This is a genomic window from Burkholderia sp. GW821-FHT14F03 (assembly GCF_058803765.1).
This window is the reverse complement of the sequence record NZ_JBXAPG010000006.1, coordinates 1-24,483: the sequence shown is the minus strand read 5'-3', so window position 1 is coordinate 24,483 and position 24,483 is coordinate 1. Positions and strand designations below refer to the sequence as shown.

The 24,483-nt window shown below is 68.1% G+C and carries 18 protein-coding genes and 1 pseudogene; 11 read left to right on the top strand and 8 right to left on the bottom strand.

What is annotated here, in order from left to right:
* Window positions 1–51: 51 nt before the first annotated feature.
* Window positions 52–1,428: a hypothetical protein gene (locus tag AC1RQF_RS06130; RefSeq protein ID WP_492871538.1), complete on the bottom strand. Its 1,377-nt coding sequence runs from the start codon at window positions 1,426–1,428 to the stop codon at window positions 52–54.
* 509 nt (window positions 1,429–1,937) lie between these two features.
* Window positions 1,938–2,849, bottom strand: a complete 912-nt coding sequence (locus AC1RQF_RS06125) for a hypothetical protein (protein WP_492871537.1) — start codon at window positions 2,847–2,849, stop codon at window positions 1,938–1,940.
* A 486-nt stretch (window positions 2,850–3,335) separates the two neighbouring features.
* Here AC1RQF_RS06125 and AC1RQF_RS06120 point away from each other — a divergent pair, with 486 nt between their 5' ends.
* From AC1RQF_RS06120 to AC1RQF_RS06100, 5 genes are all read left to right on the top strand, one after another.
* On the top strand, window positions 3,336–4,040 hold the full coding sequence (locus tag AC1RQF_RS06120) for a FadR/GntR family transcriptional regulator (RefSeq protein ID WP_492871536.1): 705 nt from the start codon (window positions 3,336–3,338) through the stop codon (window positions 4,038–4,040).
* A 108-nt stretch (window positions 4,041–4,148) separates the two neighbouring features.
* The gene (gene otnI, locus AC1RQF_RS06115) at window positions 4,149–4,925 is read left to right on the top strand and encodes a 2-oxo-tetronate isomerase (protein ID WP_492871535.1); all 777 of its coding nucleotides are present in this window, start codon (window positions 4,149–4,151) and stop codon (window positions 4,923–4,925) included.
* 25 nt (window positions 4,926–4,950) lie between these two features.
* On the top strand, window positions 4,951–5,922 hold the full coding sequence (gene denD / locus AC1RQF_RS06110) for a D-erythronate dehydrogenase (RefSeq protein ID WP_492871534.1): 972 nt from the start codon (window positions 4,951–4,953) through the stop codon (window positions 5,920–5,922).
* Between the two features lie 273 nt (window positions 5,923–6,195).
* Window positions 6,196–6,888 (top strand): aspartyl/asparaginyl beta-hydroxylase domain-containing protein, encoded by a 693-nt coding sequence (locus AC1RQF_RS06105; protein WP_273997646.1) that lies wholly within the window; start codon window positions 6,196–6,198, stop codon window positions 6,886–6,888.
* A gap of 158 nt (window positions 6,889–7,046) precedes the next feature.
* On the top strand, window positions 7,047–8,060 hold the full coding sequence (locus tag AC1RQF_RS06100; RefSeq protein ID WP_492871533.1) for a Gfo/Idh/MocA family protein: 1,014 nt from the start codon (window positions 7,047–7,049) through the stop codon (window positions 8,058–8,060).
* A 33-nt stretch (window positions 8,061–8,093) separates the two neighbouring features.
* Here AC1RQF_RS06100 and AC1RQF_RS06095 read toward each other — a convergent pair whose 3' ends face one another.
* The 5 genes and pseudogenes from AC1RQF_RS06095 to AC1RQF_RS06075 all read right to left on the bottom strand — a co-directional run.
* Window positions 8,094–10,964, bottom strand: coding sequence for a M16 family metallopeptidase (locus tag AC1RQF_RS06095; RefSeq protein ID WP_492871532.1), 2,871 nt, complete (start codon window positions 10,962–10,964; stop codon window positions 8,094–8,096).
* Window positions 10,965–11,610: 646 nt separating this feature from the next.
* Window positions 11,611–12,552 carry a choline ABC transporter substrate-binding protein gene (locus tag AC1RQF_RS06090; RefSeq protein ID WP_492871531.1) on the bottom strand — a complete coding sequence of 314 codons (942 nt, stop codon included), beginning with the start codon at window positions 12,550–12,552 and terminating at the stop codon, window positions 11,611–11,613.
* 85 nt (window positions 12,553–12,637) lie between these two features.
* Window positions 12,638–13,645, bottom strand: coding sequence for a GlxA family transcriptional regulator (locus AC1RQF_RS06085; RefSeq protein WP_273997641.1), 1,008 nt, complete (start codon window positions 13,643–13,645; stop codon window positions 12,638–12,640).
* A 100-nt stretch (window positions 13,646–13,745) separates the two neighbouring features.
* Window positions 13,746–14,639 (bottom strand): choline ABC transporter permease subunit, encoded by an 894-nt coding sequence (gene choW / locus AC1RQF_RS06080; protein ID WP_273997640.1) that lies wholly within the window; start codon window positions 14,637–14,639, stop codon window positions 13,746–13,748.
* A pseudogene (locus AC1RQF_RS06075) lies at window positions 14,632–15,928 on the bottom strand (quaternary amine ABC transporter ATP-binding protein); the annotation flags it as partial. The pseudogene AC1RQF_RS06075 and the gene choW, both read right to left, overlap by 8 nt.
* 663 nt (window positions 15,929–16,591) lie before the next feature.
* On the opposite strand from AC1RQF_RS06075, the gene AC1RQF_RS06070 reads away from it, so the two are divergent.
* The 4 genes from AC1RQF_RS06070 (at window position 16,592) to AC1RQF_RS06055 (ending at window position 20,977) form a co-directional block, all read left to right on the top strand.
* Window positions 16,592–18,595 carry a lipoxygenase family protein gene (locus AC1RQF_RS06070; protein WP_273997636.1) on the top strand — a complete coding sequence of 668 codons (2,004 nt, stop codon included), beginning with the start codon at window positions 16,592–16,594 and terminating at the stop codon, window positions 18,593–18,595.
* Window positions 18,596–18,872: 277 nt separating this feature from the next.
* A complete protein-coding gene (locus tag AC1RQF_RS06065) occupies window positions 18,873–19,526 on the top strand; it encodes an NADPH-dependent FMN reductase (RefSeq protein WP_492871530.1) in 654 nt (217 codons plus the stop codon).
* 221 nt (window positions 19,527–19,747) lie between these two features.
* Entirely contained in the window at window positions 19,748–19,960 is a 213-nt protein-coding gene (locus AC1RQF_RS06060) for a transcriptional regulator (protein ID WP_273997634.1), read from the top strand.
* 111 nt (window positions 19,961–20,071) lie between these two features.
* Window positions 20,072–20,977, top strand: a complete 906-nt coding sequence (locus AC1RQF_RS06055; RefSeq protein WP_273997632.1) for a ferritin-like domain-containing protein — start codon at window positions 20,072–20,074, stop codon at window positions 20,975–20,977.
* 33 nt (window positions 20,978–21,010) lie between these two features.
* Here AC1RQF_RS06055 and AC1RQF_RS06050 read toward each other — a convergent pair whose 3' ends face one another.
* Entirely contained in the window at window positions 21,011–21,526 is a 516-nt protein-coding gene (locus AC1RQF_RS06050) for a MarR family winged helix-turn-helix transcriptional regulator (RefSeq protein ID WP_492871529.1), read from the bottom strand.
* Window positions 21,527–21,601: 75 nt separating this feature from the next.
* On the opposite strand from AC1RQF_RS06050, the gene AC1RQF_RS06045 reads away from it, so the two are divergent.
* Window positions 21,602–22,069, top strand: coding sequence for a carboxymuconolactone decarboxylase family protein (locus AC1RQF_RS06045; RefSeq protein ID WP_273997628.1), 468 nt, complete (start codon window positions 21,602–21,604; stop codon window positions 22,067–22,069).
* A gap of 552 nt (window positions 22,070–22,621) precedes the next feature.
* Window positions 22,622–24,483 (top strand): ESPR-type extended signal peptide-containing protein (locus tag AC1RQF_RS06040; protein ID WP_492871528.1); only part of this gene is annotated, 1,862 nt, incomplete at its 3' end.

Here is a 24,483-nt window from a genome sequence, read left to right as displayed (position 1 = left end):
CCCCACCCCCCCCCCCCCCCCCCCCTCCCCCCCCCCCCCCCCCCACGCCGCTTACTTGCTCTGGCCGAGATAGGTTTCGGAGCAGATATGGACGAAGGCCGTGGAGGACGCCGCGGTCGTCTGGGTGCTGTCCGTCTTCGCCGTGGCGTACGCGCCGGTGTACGAGATGAGCCATTTCTGCGCCGGCACCGAGGTGGTGGCGAACTGCCCCGACGTGACGGCCGAACCCTTGCAGACGCCGATATTGAGCGGCACCAGCACCTTGCCGTCCGGCCCCGTGTACCCCACCGCCGTGGTCAGCAGCGTCCCGGGCTGGCCGACTCCGTTGTAGTCATACACCTGGATCGTGATGCGCTCGCCCGGCGGCAACAGCACGTTGCCCGTGTGATCCCAGCCCGCCACGCCCGCATTGATGGTGCGCGCGACGTTCTCGAGGTTCGGCACGAGGTGGGTGATGCTCTCGGTGTCGAGGAACTGATAGAACCCGGCGGTGCCCAGGCCGTCCGAGACGCGCAGCGAGTACGTCTGCCCGGCCGGCGCGGTCGTCGCGGTGTTGTAGACGCGCAGCAGCAGCGTCGCGCCCGCGGGCCCGGTCACCGTGGCCGCGGTCCCCAGCGGCAGCGTCCCCCAGGTGGTCGGCGAGGTCAGCAGCTGCGCCGTCTGCGAGCCGTTCCCGTTGAAGGTGAGCAGGCTCGCGGTCTGGCTCGCCGGAACCGTGACCGTGTAGTAGTCGAAATCGCTGACCGTATCGAGGTTTGCGTTGATCTGCAGGTTGCCGCTCAGCTTCGTCGCGAGCCGGACCGCATCGTTGGGCTCGTAGCTGTCGTAGCCGGTGCTGTTGTTCACCTGGAACTGGAACGTCGCGCCGCCCGCGCCCTGCTGCGAATCGACGAGCAGCAGCAGACGCACCGGGCCCGGCGGGATGCCCTCGACGAGCTTGCTCGGCTGGGTGCCCGTGTCGTTGTCGAGGTAGGTCAGCGTACCGTCCGCGTTGACCTGGACCAGATGCGCGTCGTGTTCCTCGTTTGCCGGCAGATTGGCCACGTAGGCGATGGTCTTGGTCGCGTCGGCCGCGACGAACTGCGCGCAGATGAGCTGGCCCGACGGCGCGGTCGGCGCATTGTAGACCGCGCCGACCTGGATGTCCGCGCATCCGTCGACGGGCGGCGCGACCGGGCCGGCCGCCTGCGCCGCGGCGACGCGCAGCGTGCGCTTCGCCTCGAAGCGATTGGCGGGCAGGCCCGGCGGCCGGATCGAGGCGCCTTTCGTGGCCAATGCCGCGAGGCGGTTGCCGATGGCGGGCACGTTATCGTTCGCGACCGTGCCCGGTACGTAGGATTGGGCGGTCAATGCGACCGACGCATGGGACGAAAGCGGCGACAGCGCCGCGCCGACCAGCAGCCCCCACAACGAGAGAGTTTTTTTCATGATCTTTTGATTGGAAATGGAAAATGACCACACTCGGAATGCGCGATCGATATTACGGGATATTTTTCGATAATGGCATATCCCGATTCATCGGATATCGGATGCCCGGAATCCGTTATCGCAATGGAATGCCGCCGTCAACGCCTTACGGCACCGACATCACGCCGGAAACATGCACCTGCCGCCGCTGCCGCGAGAAATTTGATTCTTCGCAAAATCGTCACGATTGCATCTCCCCGAAAATCGATTCGACAATCGAAGAACATCGATCCGGAACCAAAATTAATCCGAAAGGGAAATCGGGCATGAAATCCGCCGGAATGCGCGATCGCGCGGGCGCGGGCGGGGCCATGCGATGCGTGAGCAGCGCGTCACGCGCGCCCGGCGATCGGGCGTGTCGCGCGCGCAGGGGTGCCGTCGGCGGGTGCCGTCGGCGGGGGCCGGCACGCGGCCCGCCGACGCGGCGCCGCATGCGGGCCCGGCGCGGCCGGCCCCGCCGCTGCGCCGATTTACCTGCCGCGGCCGAGGTAGTGCTCGCGGCAGATGTGAATGAAGTTCACGGTGGACGAATTGGTCTTGTTCCCGCTCTCCGTCGTGACTTCCACCTTGGCGCTCGGGTTGTAGTCGATGCGCCAGCGATCGGACGGCACCGGGCGGGTGGAAAACGCCTTCGTCGTCGTCCCCGACGCCACGCAATCGCCGACCGTCAACGGAACCAGCACCTGTCCGTTGGCGCCCGTATAAGCGGTCGTCGTGGCCAGCACGCGCCAGTTGCCGGTGATCCCGTCCTGCTCGGACGCCTGCACCGTGACGCGCTCGCCGGGCGGCTGGCGGACATTGCCGGTGTGGTCCCAGGTGCCCACGCCCACGTCGATGGTGCGCGCGACGTTGACCCGGTTGGGCACGAGATGCGTGATGCTTTCGGTGTCGAGGAACTGGTACACGCCCGCGGTGCTGAGCGCGTCGCCGACGCGCAGCGCATACGCCTGCGCGGCCGGCGCGGTCGCGCCGGTGTCATAGACGCGCATCAGCAGCGTCGCGCCGGCGGGCGCGGTCACCGGGGTCGCCGTCCCCGGCGGCAGCGTCCCCCAGGTGGTCGGCGTGCTCAGCCACTGCGCCGTCTGCGTGCCCGTGCCGTTGAACGTGATCGAGGTCGCCGTCTGATTGGCGGGCACCGTGACAGTGTAGTAGTCGAAATCGCTGACCGTATCGAGGTTCGCGTTGATCTGCAGGCTGCCGTTCAGCGGCGTCGCATGCCGGAGCGCGTCGTTCGGCTCGTAGGCGTCATAGCCCGTGCTGTTGTTCACCTGGAACTGGAACGTCGCGCCGCCCGCGCCCTGCAGCGGCTCGGCGGCATGCAATTGAAACGGCAACAGGGCCGCGCCGGCCAGCACGCTCAATAACCAGGATTTTCTCTTCATGATTTTCGATTGAATATCGAAACGACTACACTCTGAATTTCCAAATGATATTTCAATATTTTTTGAAACAATTACAGCACACCGGACAAAGGACGTCATGGCCGTCAAACGGATAACGCATCGCTCACCCGGCCGACAAGCCGGGTTCCGCATCCAGGTTCAGCCGGTATAAGCACGCGCCGTCGCGCTTGCGTAACGTGGCCCATTCGTGCTCGATATCGACGCATCTTGAAAAAAGGCGTGATCTCAATGGCAATCTTATGAAAATGGCAATAGGCTATTCAGTGTGCCAGATGAGAATTAATCGATGAATAAAGAATGTGAATTTTTCATGTCATTTCCGATTTTCCGGTTGTCGATCACGCGGTCGGCACCCGTCTCCGGCGCGCCATGCAACATAGTGCGCGCGCTTCACAGCGTTACCCCCGATGCAGCCGCCGCATTTAATTTGTACGATGACCCCACCACTTCCCGACGAGCCTCGCCATGTTCGAGAAAATCCCGTCCCGCGCGATGAGCGACACGGTCGCCCAGCAACTGCTCCAGCAAATCGAGATCGGCAGCTTCGCCGGCACCGGCAAGCTGCCGACGGAAGCCATGCTCGCGCAGGAGTTCGGCGTGAGCCGCACGGTGATCCGCGAGGCGATCTCGCGGCTGAAGAACGAAGGCGTCGTCGCGCCGCGCCAGGGCAGCGGCGTCTACCTCGTCGAGCACGCATCGATCCGCCCGCTGCGGATCGACTATGCGGAGGCGGTCGAGGCCGGCGCGCTGACCCAGCTGTTCGCGGTGCGCCGCGCGATCGAGGCCGAAGTCGCCGCCGAGGCGGCGCTGCAGCGCAATGACGCGGACCTCGCGGCCATCGACGCGGCGCTGCGCGGAATCGACGCGGCGGTCGCCGAAGGCCGCGACGGCGTGGCCGAGGACATCGCCTTCCACCGCGCGATCGCCGCCGTCACCGGCAACCCCTACTTCCTGAAAACGCTCACCTTCCTGAATCAGTACCTGGCGGCCGGCATCGCCATCACGCGACGCCACGACGCGACCCGCGCGCATTTCTCCCGCCAGGTGCGCGACGAGCATGCGGCGATCGCCGCCGCGATCCGCGCCGGCGATCCGCTGGCCGCGCGCGACGCCGCGCTCGCGCATCTGCGCCACGCGGCCCAGCGGCTCGCGCAGGCCGGCCTGCGCTGAACGCCGGCCCCGCATGCCGCCGCTGCGCCCGCCCGCCTTCGCCGGCCAACCCCACCCCACGCGCACGGGCGCATCACGCCCGCCGCGCACTCGACCGGAACCCCGATCATGCCGCGCTTCGCCGCCAATCTCTCGATGCTGTATCCGGAACACGCGTTCCTCGACCGCTTCGCCGCCGCCGCCCGCGACGGCTTCCGTGCGGTCGAGTACCTGTTCCCCTACGACTTCCCCGCCGCCGAGCTGAAAGCGCGCCTCGACGCCCATGGGCTCGCGCAGGCGCTGTTCAACGCGCCGCCCGGCGACTGGGCCGGCGGCGAGCGCGGCCTCGCGTCGCTGCCGGGCCGCGAGGACGACTTCCGGCGCGGCCTCGACACCGCGCTCGACTACGCGCGCGTGCTCGGCAACGACAAGCTGCACGTGATGGCCGGCCTTGTCGCGGCGCCGCTCGAGCGCGCGCGGCAGCGCGACCTGTATCTGCGCAATCTCGCCTACGCGGCCGACACGGCGCGCGCGCACGGCGTCACGATCCTGATCGAGCCGATCAACCCGCGCGACATGCCCGGCTTCTTGCTGAACCGCCAGGACGAGGCGCAGGCGATCTGCCGCGAAGTCGGCGCGCCGAACCTGAAGGTGCAGTTCGACTGCTATCACTGCCAGATCGTCGAGGGCGATCTCGCGACGAAGCTCGAGCGCGACATCGGCGGCATCGGCCACGTGCAGATCGCCGGCGTGCCCGACCGCCGCGAACCCGACCTCGGCGAGCTGAACTATCCGTATCTGTTCGCGCTGCTCGACACGCTCGGCTACGACGGCTGGATCGGCTGCGAGTACCGGCCGCGCGCCGGCACGTCCGACGGGCTCGGCTGGCTCGCGCCTTACCTGTGAACCGTTCGATAACAGAACGACATCCATGAAAATCCTCATCACCGGCGGCGCGGGCTTTCTCGGCCAGCGCCTCGCGAAACGGCTGCTCGCACGCGGCGTACTGGCCGGCCCGGACGGCGCGCCGCAACGCATCCGCGAACTCGTGCTGCTCGATGTCGTGAAAGGCGGCGATTTCGGCGATCCGCGCGTCACGACGCACGTCGGCGACATCGCGACGCGCGCGACGCTCGAACGCGCGATCGACGCCGACACGCTCGCGATCTTCCATCTGGCCGCGATCGTGAGCGGCCAGGCCGAAGCCGACTTCGAGCTGGGCGTGCGGATCAATCTCGATGCGTCGCGGCAGCTGCTCGACGTCTGCCGCGCGCTCGGCCACCGTCCGCGCGTGGTGTTCACCAGTTCGGTCGCCGTCTATGGCGGCGCGCTGCCGGATGTCGTGCGGGACGACACCGCGCTCAACCCGCAATCGTCGTACGGCGTCCAGAAGGCGATCGCCGAATTGCTGCTGTCGGACTACACGCGCCGCGGCTTCGTCGACGGCCGCGTGCTGCGCCTGCCGACCATCAGCGTACGGCCCGGCCGGCCGAACGCGGCGGCCTCGTCGTTCGCGAGCGGGATCATCCGCGAGCCGCTCAACGGCGAGCGCGCGGCCTGCCCGGTGCCGGGCGGCACGCGGCTGTGGCTGTTGTCGCCGCGCCGCGCGATCGACGCGCTGGTCGTCGGCTGCGAGCTGGACGATGCGCAGCTCGGCGCGGCGCGCGCGATCAACCTGCCGGGGCTGTCGGTCAGCGTCGACGAGATGATCGACGCCTTGCGCGAGGTCGCGGGCGAGCCTGTCGCCGCGCGCATCGACCACGCGCCCGATGCGCGGATCATGCGCATCGTCGGCGGCTGGCCCGCGCGCTGGGACACCTCGCGCGCGGAACACCTCGGTTTCACGGGCGACGCCGGCTTCGCGGACGTGATCCGCGACCACCTCGCCGACGCGCGCCGCTGACGCGGCCCGCGCCCATTACCGATCATTTCAGTTTGCGAAAGACTCGCGAACCGGGCGCAAACCCCGCCAGGCAAGCCCGGCGGGCGACCGCGCAGCCATTGCGCGAAGTCGGTCCGAGGCTGGATGTGGCGTGTGCGAGACGCATCGCAGGGCTACAGTAAGCCATGTTTGGGATGATCGCCTGACGAGGCGACGCGCGCCCCGCCGCCGGCGTGCCACCGGCGGCCCGCGCGTGCGCCGCCTCGACCGATGCATATCCACAAAAAATTCGATATGGCTGCCTTTTATGATGTCGGCGCGCGCGCCTTGCGCACGCTCTACGATCGCCGGATCGACGCCGGAGCCGTGCTCGACAGCGTCACGTTGTTTCCCGACGCGCCCCGTTTCGTCGCGGCGTGGCCCGCGATTCGCGACGAAGCCCTCGCGGTCTCGCGCGACCTCTCGCGCATCCCGCGCTTCCACGAGATCATGCGCGAGCAGGCGTCGATCTCCGCGAACGACGCGCGCGACTGGCGGATGTTCATCGTGCAGGCCTACGGCGTGCGTTTCCCGCGCAACCTCGACCGCTGCCCGGCGCTCGCCGCGCTGCTCGCGTCAACGCCGGACGTGCTGTCCGCATCGTTCTCGTTTCTCGCGCCGGGCAAGCACGTCCCCGCCCATCGCGGACCGTTCCGGGGCATCCTGCGAGGCTATCTGGTGCTGTCGATGCCGAAGCGCGCGGATGGCTCGGCGGCGGCGGCGCTGAAGATCGACGGGCAGGAGCACCGGCTCGACGACGGGCAATTCCTGTTGTGGGACGATACCTTCGAGCACGAAGTCTGGAACGACAGCGAGGAAGTGCGGATCGTGCTGCTGCTCGACATCCGGCGTCGCGGGATGTCGCGCGGGCTCACGTGGCTGTCGGCGGGCCTGATCCGGCTCGTGCGGATCGCGATCCGGCTGCGCGGCGGCGCGATTCCGGTGTAGCGCGGCGACGCCGCGCGCGCGTCGCGACGATCGCGCGACGCGCTCGACGCCGGAAAACCACGCCTCTCCCTGCGTTATGATTCGAGGCCCTGGCGGCTGAAAGCAACCGTCGAGGCTGCACGCACGCTTCGTCTCGGGTCAATCACATGGATAAACGGATGGCGGAAATACGCTGGGGCATGATCGGCTGCGGCGCGGTGGCCGAAGTGAAGAGCGGCCCCGCGTTCGGGAAGATCGAACATTCGCGCCTCGTCGCCGTGATGCGGCGCGACGCCGCGCTCGCGGCCGACTACGCGCGGCGGCACGGCGTGCCGCGCTGGTATGCGGACGCCGCCGCGCTGATCGAGGATCCCGAGGTCAACGCGGTCTATATCGCAACTCCGCCGCATCGGCACAAGGCCTACGCGATTCAATGCGCGGAGGCCGGCAAGGCCGCGTACGTGGAAAAACCCATGGCGCTGAACGCGGCGGAATGCGCGGAGATGCTCGCGGCGGCCCGGGCCAACGGCACGCCCTTGTTCGTCGCCTACTACCGCCGACGGCTGCCGCGCTTCCTGAAGCTGCGCGAACTGCTCGGCTCGGGCGCCGCGATCGGCGTGCCGAGGTTCGTCACCTGCATGCTTCACCGCCCGCTCGAAGCGCGCTACCGGGACCCGTCCCATCTGCCCTGGAGCGTGATCCCGAAGATCTCGGGCGGCGGCCTGTTCGTCGACCTGGCCAGCCATACGCTCGACATCCTCGACTTCCTGTTCGGCGAAATCGTGTCGGTGCGGGGTCACGCCAGCTCGCAGGCCGGCGCCTATCCCGCCGAGGACTGCGTATCGATGTCGTTCCTGTTCCGCAACGGCCTGCACGGCTGCGGCATCTGGAATTTCGCGAGCCATGAGCGCTGCGACGAGATCCGCATCGTCGGCAGCGAAGGACAGATCGCGCTGTCGACCTTCGGCGACGGCGACCTCGTCGTCACGCGGCCCGGCGAGCCCGAGCAGCGCTTCCCGATCGGCAACCCCGTCCACATCCAGCAGCCGCTGATCGAATGCGTGGTGCGCAGCCTGACCGGCGAGCAGGACCCGCATCCCGACCTCGACCCCGCTCGCGCGGCGAGGACGAGCTGGGTCATGGACCAGGTGCTGGACGAATACCGGGCGAACCGGCGCGCGCGTCCGGACTGATCGCGCCGCCGCGACCGGCGCGCGCCGACATCGCTACTCCGCGCGCGGCGTGCGCGCGCGTGCGGCGGCGGGGCGGGCGCCCGCCGGCTTGCCGTCGGCGTCGACCACCTGGACCTCGCCCAGCTTGAGCGCGCGCACCGGCCGCTCGATCCGGCGGAGATCCCCGACGACCACCCACGTCATCGCATCGGGCGCGATGAAGGCATGCAGCGCGGCTTCCGCCGCCTTCGCATCGACCGCCTCGACGGTGTCCTTGAGGGTGTTCGCGTAGGTGTCCGGATACCCATACCGCACCATCCTGCTCACCATGTCGAGCACGTCCGCGCTGGTTTCGTAGCGCCCCGGCAGCCCTCTCACGACGAACTGGCGAGCCAGTTCCACCTCGGCGGGCGTCAGCGGCCGCGCGCCCACCACGTCGCGCGCCTCCGTCACGATCTCGCGCAACGACGCCGCCGTCTTGTCGGTCTGCACCGGCGCCGAGATCAGGAACAGGCGCTGGCCGACCGCATCCTGCAGGCGGCTGGACGCCCCATAGGACCAATGCTTGTTCTCGCGCAGATTCAGGTTGAGACGCGACGAGAAGTTGCCGCCGAACGCGCCGTTCGCCACGTCGGCGGCGATGGCGTCGCGCGCCGCGCTCGACGGCGCGAGCAGGCCGGCAAAGATCGACGACTGCGGCGCGCCGGGCTTGTCGACCAGCAGCACGCGGGCGCCGGCCGGCGCGGCGGCCACGCCGAGGGCCTTGCGCGGCAGCGGCGCGGCCGGCGCGGACCAGTCGCCGAACACGGCGTCGAGGCGCGGGACGATCTCCTGCAGCGAGGTGTCGCCGACCACCAGGATCGTCGCATTGTCGGGCCGCAGCCAGTTGTCGCGATAGGCAGCCAGGTCCGCCGCGCGGATCGCGCGGATCGACGCCTCGGTGCCGGAACCCGTGAAGGATGCGCCATACGCATGGTTCGGACCGTACAACAGCGACGGCAGGATACGCGCGGCGATCGCACGCGGCAGGGTCTTTTCCAGCGCGATGCCCGCCAGCAACTGATTGCGGATGCGCTCCAGGTCGTCCGATTCGAACACCGGATCGCGCACGAGATCGGCAAACAGCGCGAGCGCGGGCTGCAACTGCTCGTTCAGCGCATCGAGCGACGCCGTGCACGAATCCAGGTCGCACGCGACCTGCGTCGATGCGCCGAGCCCCTGCATGCGCCGCGCCACCGCGATCGCATCGAGCTGCCGGGTGCTGCGCATCATCGCGGCGGTGAAGCTGGCCGTCCCGGGCTTGCCGGCCGGATCGCCCGCATAGCCGGCGTCGAACATCACTTGCACCAGCGTCGTCGGGATCGCGCGATGCTGCGCGACGATGACCTCGATGCCGTTCCTGAGCCGGCCGCGCGCCAGCGCCGGAAAGGTCAGCGACGGAAACGTCGCGACCCGCGGCACGCCCGCGCGGCGATCGACCTCGCTCGCGCGGGTCGCATAGGCCTGTTCGGCCGGCAGTTGCGCCGCCGGACGCCCCGGCAGCGGGCCCCGCGCCGTCGCACGCTCGCCCTTCGCGGCCGCTCCGCCGCCAGCGCGCACCGGCAGCACGGTCAGCAGGTAGTCGCCGCGCGCGAGCCAGGTGTCCGCCGCCGCCTTGACGCCGGCGGGCATCGCGGCGTCCGCCCGTTCGAGGTCATGCCGGTAGGCCGCCGGATCACCCCGATAGAGCTGCCCTTCGGCCAGGATTTCCGCCTTGCCGCCGACTTTCTCCATGCTGCGCACGAAATCCGCGCGGCGGCTGATCCGGGCGCGCGCCAGTTCCTCGTCGGTGGGGCCGTCGGCGAGAAAACGCGCCAGCTCCTCGCGCACCACGGCCTCGGCCCGGGCGGGCTCCACGCCCTCGCGCACGTCGACCGAAATCTGGAACAGACCGGCCAGCGCCAGCGGCGACACCGACACCGACACGGCGTCGGCCAGCTTGTCCTGGAACACCAGCCGCTGGTACAGGCGCGAGGTGTCGCCGCCGCCCAGGACCGCCGCGGCCAGATCGAGCCGCACCGCATCATCCGTGCCGAGCTGCGGGATCACCCAGGTCCGATAGAAGCTCGTCTGCGACACGTGATCGCGCTGCACGCCACGCTGCGCAGCCAACAGCGGCGTGACCCACGGCTGCTGGCGCGGCACGGGCGGGCCCGCCGGAATCTCGCCGAAATACCGCTCCGCCTTCGCGCGGGCCTCCGCCGGGGTGACGTCGCCCGCCAGGACCAGCGTCGCGTTGGCCGCGCCGTAGTACGCGCGGAACCAGCGCTGCACGTCCGCCAGCGACGCCGCGTCGAGGTCCGCCATCGAGCCGATCGGATCATGGTGATAGGGATGGTTGCGCGGGAAGCTCGCCGCCAGGATCTGCTCGTATACGCGACCGTGCGGCTGGTTCTCGCCCTGCCGCTTCTCGTTCTGCACGACGCCGCGCTGGGTGTCGAGCGCCTTCGGGCCGATCGCGCCGAGCAGATAGCCCATGCGATCCGATTCCATCCACAACGCCATGTCGAGCGCCGTGGTCGGCACCGTCTCGTAGTAGTTGGTTCGATCGAACGACGTCGTGCCGTTCAGGTCCGACGCGCCGGCCTGCTCGAACGGCGGCAGATACGAATGCCGGTAGTGCGCCGAGCCGGAGAACATCAGGTGTTCGAACAGATGGGCGAAACCGGCCTTGCCGTCGGGCTCGTCCGCCGAGCCGACGTGATACCAGACGCCCACCGCCACCACCGGCGCCTTGTGATCCTCGTGCACCACCACGGTCAGGCCGTTCGGCAGCGTGAAGCGCGTAAACGGCAGGTCCGGGAGCGGCGCGGCCGCGGCGGCCCGCAGGCCGACCGACAGGAAAAGCATGCCGGCGACACGCCGGCTCAGGCTGGTTTTTCTCATGACGCGATGACTCCCGCACAGGTAACGACCATCCCTGGTCGAGTTCAATTCAGGTAGGCCGGACGACTTTCGCGCCGCCCCCGCTCAGCCACGACGGCCCAGCCCGAAACAGATATTCCGCACGCCGCGTGGCGCCGTGACAAAGCCCAACTATATCGGTCCCACAACGTCGTCGCGCCCGCGAACACGCTGACGCTGCTCAATCACGGGCCGCGCGCGCATCGCGACGACCGTTCCAGGACGTGACCGCCTTCGAGATTCACGCCGGTGGACACGCCATACGGCGGCCCCGGGTCGTGCCTCGACAACCGCGCGAGTCCGGTCAGCTATTCATATTCATACAGGATATACGGACCGCCGGACTGATCTTCCGCGTACGCGGACCATCGCCGTCCGGGCCGACGCGCCTGACGCGCGCCGGCCCGGTCCTGGTCATCGAATCGACAATGCATGCGCATCAAAGATGCGTACGATGCCGGCCCGCACCGGCGAAAGCCGGTACGGTCGATCATCGGAACGCGAAATACCGGCGACTCATCTTATATTTCTATTGGTCGAACGCCGGACATTCGCGCGCCACGGCCTCGCCCGGCCGCGCACGCGTCATCCGCCCGCGCGGCCACGCCCCCATGGAGGCCGCGCGGGCTCAGTGCATGCCGAGATACGCCTTCACTGCCGGCAGGCCCGGCTTGCCGTCGACCGTCGTCACGCCGGCAAGCCACTTGTCGAGCGCCTGCGGATTCTCCTTGAGCCACTCGGCCGCGGCCTTGTTCGGCTCTTCCTTGTTCATGATCGGCACCATCACGTGATTCTCGATCGACGTCGTGAACTGCAGGTTCGACACGAACTTCGCGACGTTCGGGCAGCGCGCCGCGTAGTCGGGCGGCGTGGCGGTCAGCACGCGCGCCTCGCCGTAGTTCGGCCCGAACACGTCGTCGCCGCCGCTCAGGTAGTCGATCTTCATCTGCACGTTCATCGGATGCGGCTCCCAGCCGAGGAACACGATCCACTGCTTGTCGCGGATCGCGCGATTGACCTCGACCAGCATCCCCGCCTCGCTCGACTCGACCATCTTGAACTTGCCGAGCCCGAACTGGTTCCCGTCGATCATCTTCTTGATCAGCAGGTTGCCGTCGTTGCCCGGCTCGATCCCGTAGATGCGGCCGTTCAGCTTGTCCGCGTACTTCTGGATATCCGCGAACGACTTCAGGCCGCCCTGGTACACATAGTCCGGCACCGCGAGCGTGTATTTCGCGCCCGTCAGGTTCGGCGTCGGCAGCACCTTGATCGTGCCCGCCTTGGTGAACGGCGCGATGATCGGGTCCATGGTCGGCGACCAGTAACCGAGGAACACGTCGATCTGCTTGCTCTTGATGCCCGCGAACGTGATCGGCACCGATGCGATCGTCTTGGTCGGCGCGTAGCCGAGCCCCGCGAGCATCGTCGACGCGAGCCCGGTGGTCGCGGCGATATCGGTCCAGCCCACGTCGGCGAACCGCACCGTCTTGCACGCGGCGGGGTCCGCCGCATGCACCGGCGCGGCGCCCACGCTCAGCCCGCAGGCCATCGCCAGCAGCATTCGCTTCATTTTGCTTCTCCTCAGGGGTGATGTCGTCAATGGGGAAACGGGATCCTTGCCGTCACGCGCGCCGCGATCCCGGCGGCGCACGCCCTCATCGCCCCGGCATGCGCCGCTCGTGGCTCGGCGCGTGGCCGAACTGCGCGCGGTAGGCCTTGCTGAAATGGCATGGCGAATGAAAACCGCAAACCGTCGTCACGCGCGCGATCGACGCATCGGTCGTGCGCAGCAGGTCGCGCGCGCGCTTCAGCCGCAGCGACAGGTAATAGTGGGTGGGCGAGACGTTCAGGTAGACCTTGAACATCCGTTGCAGATGGCGCTGCGACAGCCGCACGAGGCGCGCCAGCTCTTCGAGCGACAGCGGCTCCTCGATGTTCGCCTCCATCAGGCGCACGACCTCGACCAGCTCCGCGCGCGAGAAGCCGACCCGCGCATCGACCGGGATCGGCTGCGGATCGGTCGCGCCGCGGATCCGTTCGAGGATGAACTGCTCCGACACCTGCGCGGCCAGCGGCTGGCCGAGCCGCGCGCCGACCAGGTTCAGCATCAGGTCGAGCGGCGCGGTGCCGCCCGTGCAGGTCAGGCGGTCGCGATCGACGACGAACAGCTCGTCCGCGAAGCGCACGCGCGGAAACTCCGCATGCAGCGCCGACAGGTTCTCCCAGTGCACAGTGCAGCGATAGTCGTCGAGCAGGCCGCTCGCCATCAGCGCATAGGCGCCCGTGCAGATCCCGCCGAGCGGCACGCCGCGCTCGGCCAGCGCGACGAGCGCGTCGCGCGTCGCCTCGTCCACCGCGTCGCGGATCCGCACCCCGCCGCATACGATCATCACGTCCGGCAGCTGCGTCGCGTCGAGCGGCCGGGTCGGCCGCACCACGATGCCGTTGCTCGCCGGCACGGGCGCGCCGTCGAGCGAGAAGATCGACCAGCGGTAGTGCTCGGCCCGCCCGACGTAGTTGGCCATGCGCAGCACCTCGATCGCGCTCGTGAACGCGATCATCGAGAACTGCGGCAAGGTCAGGAAGCCGAAATGCGCGAGGCTGGATACGGGCGTGGCGGATACGGCGGGGGCGGCGGCAGGCGTCACATCGCTCTCCAGCATCAGCAGTGGGCACGGGATGCGCGCCGGCGGCGCATGGCGGCCGGCGCCCGAAGCGAAACGAGGCAGGCGGGCGCGCGCGACGCGCGCCCGCTTCAGGCGCTCAGGCCCGCGCGGCGGCGCGCTGGCCGAGCAGTTGGCGCAGCCCCGCGAACAACGGCGCGCGCGCGGTGCCCGGCGCGCGGCCGAAGCTCTCCGTGATGCGATCGAGAATGATCGCGAGCAGCACGACGGACAGGCCGCTCTCGAACCCGAGGCCGATGTCGAGCCGCTGGATGCTCGCGAGCACGTCGTTGCCGAGGCCGCCCGCGCCGACCATCGACGCGATGATCACCATCGACAGCGCCATCATGATGGTCTGGTTCACGCCCTGCATGATCGACGGCAGCGCGTTCGGGAACTGCACCTTGTACAGCAGCTGCCACGGCGTGCAGCCGAAGGCCTGGCCGGCCTCGACGATCTCGCGGTTCACGTGGCGGATGCCGAGGCTCGTGAGCCGCACCGCGGGCGGCATCGCGAAGATCACCGTCGACAGGATGCCGGGCACGCGGCCGAGGCCGAACAGCATCGCCGCCGGGATCAGGTAGACGAACGCGGGCATGGTCTGCATCAGGTCGAGGATCGGCCGCACGATGGCCGCGACCCACTTGCTCTTCGCGGCCCAGACGCCGAGCGGGATGCCGAGCACGAGGCTGATGATGGTCGACGACAGCGTGAGGCCGAGCGTCACGATGGTCTGATCCCAGAAGCCGGTCGCGAAGATCAGCAGCAGCGACAGCGTCGTGAACAGCGCGAAGCGCCAGCCGACCCGCCACAGCCCGACGCCGATGAAGATGGCCATCATCGCCCACATCGGCACCGCCTGCAGGCTGTGCTCGACGAACGCGGCGAGCCCTTCGATCGCGCGCCCGATGGTGTCGAACGTTTTCGCGTCGTGGTCGAGCAGGTAGCGGACCGACTGGTCGACCCAGGTGCCGAGCGGAATGAGTTCAGACATGGGAGCCTCGCGAACGCGTAATGGCCTTCAGGAGCACGGCGCGATCGACCGAACCGCAGTAGCAGCCGTCGTCGTCGACGACGGGCAGCGCGTTCGGGCTCGCGACCACGCGCTCGACCACCTGATCGAGCGACGCATCGAGCCGGATGCTTTCGACGGGGCGCACGCGCGGCGCGGGATTGCCGATCGCGTCGCGCGTGACGCAGCCGCGCAGCTTGCGCGCCTCGTCGAGCACGAACGCGTATTCGGCGCTGCCGTTCAGCGTCGCCGCGACCTGCGCGGCGTCGAACCGCGACATGAGCGGCACCGCGCCGGTCTGCATCAGGTCGCCCGCCGTCAGGTAGCGGCTCGTGTCGATGCCTTCGAAGAACGCGCGCACGTAGTCGTCGGCCGGGTTCGCGATGATGTCCTGCGGCGTGCCCACCTGCACGAGCCGGCCGCCCTCCATGATCGCGATCCGGTTGCCGATGCGCAGCGCCTCCTCGAGATCGTGCGACACGAACATGATCGTGCGGCGCTGCTCCTTCTGCAGTTGCAGCAGCACGTTCTGCATTTCCTTGCGCTTGAGCGGATCGAGCGCGGAGAACGCCTCGTCCATGATCATCAGCGACGGATTCACCGCGAGCGCGCGCGCCAGCCCGACGCGCTGCTGCATCCCGCCCGACAGCTCGGACGGCAGCTTCTGCGAGAACGCCGCGAGCCCCACCTGTTCGAGCACCGTCATCGCGCGCCGCTCACGCTCCTTGCGGCCGACGCCCGCGACCTCGAGGCCGAACGACGCGTTCGACAGCACGGTGCGCTGCGGCATCAGCGCGAACGACTGGAACACCATGCTCATGTCCTTGCGGCGCAGCGCGGTCAGCTCCGAGCGCCGCACCGCGGCGACGTCGCGGCCGTCGATCAGCACCTTGCCGGCGGTCGGCTCGACGAGGCGGTTGACGAGCCGGATCAGCGTCGACTTGCCGGAACCGGACAAGCCCATCAACACGAAAATCTCGCCTTCCTGCACCTCGAACGACACGTCGTGCACGCCAACCACCTGGCCCGTGCGCGCAAACACCTCGTCCTTCGTCGAACCGGCGGCGAGCATGTCGAGTGCCTGTTGCGGCTGAGTGCCGAAAACCTTGCACAGACCTTCGACCACGACCTTGGGGGCATCCATCGGAACCTTCTCCTCGTGTTGCGGGGACTGATGTCGTCACAGCGTGCCTACATGGTTGCCAGAAAAAACCCCGTGCAGCCGACGAATTGCGACAGACGCTTGCGCAAATACGACACGTCCGCGCACGGGTCGCGGCCGCCGCGCGGGCCGCGCGGCGCGGCGCGGGCGCGCCGATGATGCGTTGCACCGCCCGCCCGGGCCCGAGCCGCGCGGATGCGCGCGCATCGTTGTGCGGCACGGCGAGCGCCGGTGCGCGACGCACCGGCGCTCGCCCCCGCGCCGGCCGCATGTCGCGTCAGGACAAGATCGCGTCCGATTCGCCCGCTCGGATTCGTCTGTTCATTGCCGGGCGGCGACGGACGGGGCCGCTTGCGCCTCCCCAGCCCCGATTTCTCCGCCGATTCCGTCACGTGAATCGGCAAAACGCGCCCGGCACGTCCATTACGTATTCGAATTGCAGTCGATATTTTCTTTTTACCTTTATTAACATTCATCATCATTGCACATTTTAAACATCGGTTTTACGATGAAGACAACGGAGCGGTTTATCGTCCGATTATCGAAATAGAGCAATAAGCCAGACCGACCAATCATCCTGCAACACCCAGGCGACGGGGCCGTCGCGCGGACCGCGCCGCGCGGTGCGGCGACGTGTCGCGGTCACTTCGGCGAGGCCGCCATTCCCGCCTGCCGATCAATAATCATCGCAATTAATTTAATCACCTTAACTCCCGGAAGTATTCGCCTTCGGAAAATCAGGTGGTATTGCGGATTCTCGGAGAGCGACAAAATGCATCGAATCGAATCAGCCGCGGCGTCCGTGCTGGACGAGCACGGCTGCACGATCCCTGGCCTGACGCCCCGCCCCGGCGCGCAGCTGCCGGCGCCCGGTTCGCTGCCGCTCGTCCCGCTCCAGCCTCTACCGCCGGCCGTCGATACCTCGGCCCCCGTGCTGCCGCAGAAGGATTCCGTGCCGGGCCAGCTCGCGCGTGCCGGCTGGCTGACCTCGCAGCGGCTCACCCATGCGTGGACCCGCAGCCTGCCGAACGCACCGGGCATCCCGTTCGCGGCCGGCGTCGCCGCGCGCGAGCAGCCCTCGATCGACTGGCTGCTCGAAACCGCCCACACCGCCGCCGCGGTGCTGGCCAACCTGCTCGCGGCGCTGCCGCGCGGCCGCGCCGCGGCCTGGCAGGCACCGCTGCAGGCCATCCGCACGAACCTGGGCGCCGCGCTCGCCGCCTACGCCGGGCCGCTCGCGAACCCGCACGGCGCCGATACCGCCCAGCGGATCGACCAGGTGCGCCACGCGCTGCTCGGCGTGCTGGCGAGCCTGCACGCGCTGGTCGCCGATCTCGCGCCGCGGCTCGGCAGCCTGGACAACGACGGCGCGCTGGCCGCCCCCGCCGCGCAGGTCTGCCCGGACGAGGTGTTCGCGGAACAACGCGTCGCCGGACCGAATCCGCTGCTGATACGCGGCATCGACACGCTGCCCGCCAAGTTCCCGCTCACCCACGCGCAGTTCCGGCAGGTGATGGGCGAGCACGACGACCTCGTCGCGGCCGGCGCGGAACACCGCCTGTACCTGCTCGACTACGTCGACAACAGCCTGCTCGCGACCGCCGGGCCGGTCGCCAAGCCGCTCGCGGGCATCGGCTACGCCTACGCGCCGATCGCGCTGTTCGCCGTGCCGCGCAGCGGCACGACGCTCGTGCCGGTCGCGATCCAGTGCGACCAGGATCCGACCGCGCACCCGATCTTCCTGCGCGCGGATCCCGCCAGCACGTCGGCCTCCGCGTATTGGGCGTGGCAGATGGCGAAGACCGTGGTGCAGAGTGCGGACGCCTGCCATCACGAGATGTTCGCGCATCTCGCGCGCACGCATTTCGTCAGCGAGGCGTTCTGCATGGCGACGCATCGCAACCTCGCCGCGACCCACCCGCTGCATCTGCTGCTCACGCCGCACTTCGAGGGCACGGCGTTCATCAACGAGCGCATCGCGCGCTTCCTGCTGTGCCCGGGCGGCGTCGACGACCTGCTGTTCGCCGCGCCCGTGCGCACGGCGGCGCAGATGGTGCTCAAGGATCGCCTCGCGTTCGATTTCCGCGCGAGCATGCTGCCCGCCGATCTCGCGCGCCGTCGGGTGGACGATCGCACGACGCTGCCCGACTACCCGTACCGCGACGACGCGCTGCTGCTGTGGCACGCGCTCGCGCAATGGGTCGACGACTACGTCGAGACGTATTACCTGTCGGATCACGACGTGATCGCCGATCACGAGTTGAGCGCGTGGCGCGACGATCTCGTCAGCAACGGCAAGATCCGGGGCATGCCCGCGCTCACGACGCGCGCGGCGCTGGCCGACGCGCTGACGATGGTGATCTTCACGGCCAGCGCGCAACATGCCGCCGTGAGCGCGCCGCAGCCGGCCTTCGCCACCTGCGCGCCGACCCAGGCCGGTTGGCTCGCCGCGCCCGCGCCGGGCGCCGACACGGAAGCCACGCAGGCGCGCTGGCGCGCCATGCTGCCGTCGCCGCTGACCACGCTCGTGCGCACCGCGTTCGCCCAGCTGACAGGCGGCGTGCGCTACCGGCGGCTCGGCCAGTACCTGAGCGCCGGCTTTCCGCACCGTCCGCTCCTGACGGATCCGCGCATCATCGGCGCGGACGGGCCGCTCGACCGCTTCCGGGCCGCGCTCGCGCGCATCGAGACGACCATCGCCGCGCGCAATCTCGCGCGCCGTCGGCCCTATCAGTTCCTGTTGCCGAGCCGCATCGCGCCCAGCACCCACATCTGAACGGCGCACGAAAAAAAAGCCCCGCCGACGTCCAGAGCGGCGGGGCCAACCCATGTCAGAGAATCTCTATGGAGGAGACGGAATCGATCATAACGAGCCCGCCGCGGCCGCCCAACCAAGCTTTTCTGCTTTCCAATTGCGCTCCGAAGGCCGGCGTCCCACGGACGCGCGCCCATATCGATAGAACGAAAAGTCGTTTCCCGTCCCCCGCCGAGGTCGTTACCATGCGGTATCAAGCCCGCGCTCAGCCGGGCGCTGCACCCTCAAGGAGCGAATTTTGACGGCATTCGATCACCACCACCGGCCCTTCGTCGTCGGGATCGGCGGCACCACGCGCGCCGCCTCGTCGACCGAACGCGCGCTGAGCTTCGCGCTGCGCGGCGCGCAGGCGGCAGGCGCGCGCACCCGGCTGTTCGACGGCCCCTTCCTGCACACGCTGCCGCACTATGCGCCCGAACAAGCGCTGCGCACCGATGCGCAGCGCGAGCTGATCGACGCGGTGCGCCAGGCCGACGCGATCATCATCGCGACGCCCGGCTATCACGGCGGCGTCTCGGGCCTCGTGAAGAACGCACTCGACACGCTGGAAGAACTGCGCGAAGACGAGCGCCCCTACCTCGACGGACGCGCGGTCGGCTGTATCGTCACCGCATATGGCTGGCAGGCGGCCGGCACCGTGCTGACCTCGCTGCGCTCGATCGTCCATGCGCTGCGCGGCTGGCCGACGCCGTTCGGCGCCACCGTCAACACGCTGGAAACGCGTTTCGACAGCGCGGACGGCTGCTCCGACGCCAAGGTCGCGGCGCAGCTCGAAACCGTCGGCACGCAGGCCGCGGAATTCGCGCTGGCCCTCGCCTCGCACCGCGCGGCCAGCCGGGTCGCCGCCGACAGCGCGCTCGCACCGGTGCTGAAGCTCGGCGGCGCGAGCTGAGCGCCCCCCCGCCTTGCGCCGCCCCGCGTCCGCGCGGGCGCGGCGCGCCTCGCTCCCATCCGCCTCGCTCCCATCCGCCTCGCGCCGCGCACGCACGCGCCGGCCGCCTCCCGCACGGATAACCCTGTCGCGCATTCCGTCATTTGCTATCGCAGATTGATTGGTTCACGCGCGGCCGCGTCGTGCGTACGCTGCAAGTTCCTCATTCATCCGCGCACGCCATGAATCGTTCGATCCGCTACAAGGGCTATGAGGTCGCGCCCGCGGCAGCGCGTCTGCCGAACGGCCTGTTCGCCGCCAATCTGACGATCGAGCGGGCCACGGGGCCCGCCCGCGCCTACTCGTTCGACGCCATCGATTTCTTCTTCGACGAAGAGCACGCGCTCGCCTACGCGTCCCGCTGGGGTCGCATGTGGGTGGACGATCACTGTTGAACGGCCCGGCTTCGAGGCGCCGCAGGCTGGGCGGCGTCCTCGGCAGCGCGTGATTTCGCGCGCTATGTAAGAATCGGATGCTCCTGAGATCACGATACCAAGCAACCAGCCATGTCTGACACGCTGCAACGCGAGCAGGCGGCGGATCATGCAATGCGTCATTGGACCCATGAGGATCAGGGCCCGGTGCGCATCGGTTCCGACACGCACCGACGCATGTTCTGCACGATGCTGCTCGACACTCACAACCCGTACAAGCCCGCCGTCATCGACTGGCCGCCGCTCGCGCCGGCCGAGTTGAAGCGGCTCACGTCATTGCCAATCTGGGACATCGCCGTGCAGACCGAAGGGCGCGCGTCGATCCGCGTCGCGACCTACGCGGCCACCGTGACCGACCCGCTGCTGCGCCGGGCGCTCGAGATGGACGGCGCCGAGGAGGCGCGCCACAAGGTGGTGCTGTCGAAACTGGTCGAGGCCTACGGCATCGCGCTCGCACCCGAGCCGCCCTATCCCGCGCCGAAAGACCCCGAATGGGCATGGCTCACGACCGGCTTCAGCGAATGCATCGACAGCTTCTTCGCATTCGGGCTGTTCCGTTCCGCCCAGCGCTCCGGCTTCTTCCCCGATGCGCTCGTCGAAACCTTCGAACCGGTCATCCAGGAAGAAGGCCGCCATATCCTGTTCTTCGTCAACTGGTACGCGTGGTACTGGCGCGCCCTGCCGTGGTGGCGCCGGCCGTGGTTCTTCGCGCGGGTCGCCGCGGTGTGGGCGTGCCTGATCAAGGACCGCGTCAACATCGCGCGCGGCATCGACTCGGATGGCGCCGCGCGCGACATGAACTTCCCCGCGAATGCCGCCTCGACCGTCGGCGACGGACTGGACCCGCGCGAGCTGATCGCGCTGTGCCTCAGCGAGAACGAGCGGCGCATGGCCGGCTACGACCGGCGCCTGGTGCGCCCGCTGTTCGTGCCGCGCATGGCGCGGCTCGCGCTGCGCTTCCTGAAGAAGAAAAAGTAGGCCCCGCCCGGCATGGCGCGGCGACGCGCGGCATCAAGCCGCGTCGCCGTCCTCCTGCGCGACCCGCACGAGCCAGAGCCGGATCACCTGTTCGTCCGCCTCGCTGAGCCCGTCGCGCAACCGCGCCTCGAGCCGCCGCACGCGCTCGCGGCAGGTCGCGAGCAACGCGCGCCCCGTCTCGCTGACCTCGATCAGCCGGATCCGCCCATGCACCGCGTGCGGCCGCCGCGCAATCGCGTCGCGCTTCTCCAGGTTCGCGACGATCACGCTCACGGTCTGCGGCGTGAGGAACGCCAGCCGCGCGAGATCCGCACTCGAGATGCCCGGATAGGCGACCAGCAAGGTCAGCACCATGAACTGCGGCGAAGTGACGCCCAGGTCGGCGAGCGTACGCTCCATCGCGAGCCGCGATGCCGCGTGCGCCTGCCTCAGCAGATAACCGAGATAACCCCGCTCGCCGCGCTTGCCCTCGCCGACCGCGGGCAACTCTGGAAACACGGCGGCAACGTCCACCGTGGAAGAAGAAGAAGAACGGACTGGCTTGCGCATGATGTAAGAGTTCGAATATATTGTTCGTGCTCTGTTATGTTAACCGATCCCCACCCTATCTGCTGGAGAACTGGCATGACCGCCTCTACCCGCGTGACCTACGAAACGTTCGGCGAATCCGCGAAAGGCGTCGTCGACGCGCTGACGGCGCTCGGCGCCGCCGTCGACGCTTCCGGGCTCGACAAAGACCTGACGGAACTCCTGAAGCTGCGTGTATCGCAGATCAACGGCTGCACATTCTGCGTGCAGTACCACCTGAATCTGCTGCGTCGCCAGAAGGTCACGCAAGAGAAATTGGATCTCGTCGCCGTATGGCGCGAGGCCGGCATTTTTTCGAAACGCGAAACAATTGCACTCGCTTATGCGGAAGCGATTACCCGTGCATTACATGACGGCGTGTCCGACACGCTTTACGCCGACGTGCTCGAACAGTTCCCGGGCGAGCAAGTGATGTTTCTCACGGCCGCCATCGCCAACATCAACGCCTGGAACCGGATTGCGATCCCGTTCCAATATCCGCCGATGATTCCGACGCGCACCTGACCCTCGGCATTCCATCCTGCCGCGACGGCCTGGAACCCCCTCGGTTTCAGGCCGTTTTTCATAGTGCCCGTCAATTGCACCGATAGCCCAGGTCATTCTGCATACGAAATCAATTCTCAAATAAGGCAAATTGGCCCGTATCTCACAACCCAATCCAAATGAATCATCCTTTCTGCATAATTTCACATCATTACACATAGAAAGAATTCCTCCATTTATCCTGTCGCGCTAAATCATTAAACGTTTGCGCTCCCTCGAAATTTCATCAAACCCAATACCAGCAAGCCATCGCATCATATTTAAACCACAATCAACAAGTTAAATAACACGCCGCAAACGATTGCGAGGCAATCTTCAAATCACGCCGATAATGATCAGATAAGGTGAATTGACAATCCTTGACATTTCAAAAGTCTGATTTTGCAGTTTCTAGCAATCTCAAAAACAAATTGACAATAGAATCCGCGCACTTAAATCCATTACCGCGCGATCCCGTGTTAGGCATTGAGCCGAACGACAGGTGTGTTGCGTGGGCGCAGAGAGACCTCTCGAATGAACCGCACCTACCGATCGATTTGGAATGAATCCCTTGGCGCCTGGGTCGCCGCGTCGGAACTCGACGCCGCCCGGGGCAAACCCAACAAGAACGCCGCCGTCGCGCTCGCCGTGGCCGCGCTGCTGCTGGGCGCACCGGCCATCGCAAGCGCCAATACGCTTACCTCGAGTACCACCTGCACGTCCGGCGGCACGACCAGCCAAGTCGGCCAAAACGCGCCGAGCAACACGAATGCGGGCCCGACCGACGGTTCAGGCACCTTTTCGCTCGTCGCGGGCTGTAACGCGAGCGGCAACAATCAATACGCCGCAACGGTCTACGGCACCTACTCCCAGGTCACCGGCACAGGCGGCTCGGCCTTCGGCTTCCAAAGCTCGGCGGCCATGTGGGGGCTCGCGGCCGGCCTCAATTCGACCGCGAGCGGCACCTCGGCGACCGCCGTCGGCTTCGGCAGCACCGCGAGCGCGCTGAACTCGGTCGCGATCGGCGGCGCGGGCGGCAACGGTACGACCCCGCTTTCGCCGGCCAACGCGATCATCGCATCGGGCACGGGCTCGGTGGCGATCGGCAGCAATGCCACCCAGGGCGCGCAATCGGCCGCCTCGAACTCGATCGCGATCGGCGGTCAATCGTCGGTGACGTCGGCCGCGACCTCGGGCATCGCCATCGGCCTCGCCTCGACGGCATCGGGCACGAACGCCGCCGCGGTGGGTTCGGGCGCGACGGCGTCGGGCGCGTCGAGCGCCGTGTTCGGCTACAACGCATCCGCGACGGGCAGCGGCGACATCGCCGTCGGCAACGGCGCGAGCAGCTCGAGCGGTTCGACCGGCGCAGGCAACATCGCGGTCGGCCAGAACGCGACGGCGTCGAGCCCGGGCGGCGGTTATGGCGTGACGGCGATCGGCGCATCGGCCACCGCCGGGTCGAGCGGCTACACGGGCGCGACCGCGATCGGCTTCGGCGCGAAGGCGCTGCAGAACAGCACGGCGATCGGCCAGAACACGTCGGCGACGTCGACCGGCACCGCGCTCGGCGGCAGCGCACAGGCAACCGCATCCGGCGCGCTCGGCGCGGGCCTGTCGGCCGCCGCGACCGCCTCGAACGCAGTGGCGCTCGGCCAGGGCGCATCGGCGGGCAACACCGGCGCAGTCGCGCTCGGCTCCGGCTCGACGACCGCCGCTGCGGTCGCGACCGCCAATACGACGATCAACGGCACGACCTATGCGTTCGCGGGCACGACGCCCGCCTCGACGGTCAGCGTCGGTGCGCCGGGATCGGAACGCACGATCACCAACGTGGCGGCGGGCCGGATCTCGTCGACCAGCACCGATGCGATCAACGGTTCGCAGCTCAACGCGACGAACCTGGCCGTGACGGCAGTGAATTCGGGGCTCGCGAGCCTGTCGACGTCGGCGTCGACGGGGTTGTCGTCGGCTAATAGCGCGATCGGGTCGCTGTCGACGGGGTTGAGCACGACTAATAGTAGTGTGGCGTCGCTGTCGACTTCGGCTTCGACGGGGCTGTCGTCGGCTAATAGCGCGATCGGGTCACTGTCGACCGGCCTCAGCACCACCAACAGCAGTGTTGCTTCGCTGTCGACCTCGGCGTCGACGGGGCTGTCGTCGGCTAATAGCTCGATCGGTTCCCTATCGACTGGCCTCAGCACCACCAACAGCAACGTCGCTTCGCTCTCGACCTCCGCTTCGACGGGGTTGTCGTCGGCTAATAGCTCGATCGGTTCCCTGTCGACTGGCCTCAGCACCACCAACAGCAACGTCACTTCGCTCTCGACCTCCGCTTCGACCGGCCTGTCGTCGGCTAATAGCTCGATCGGCTCCCTGTCGACTGGCCTCAGCAC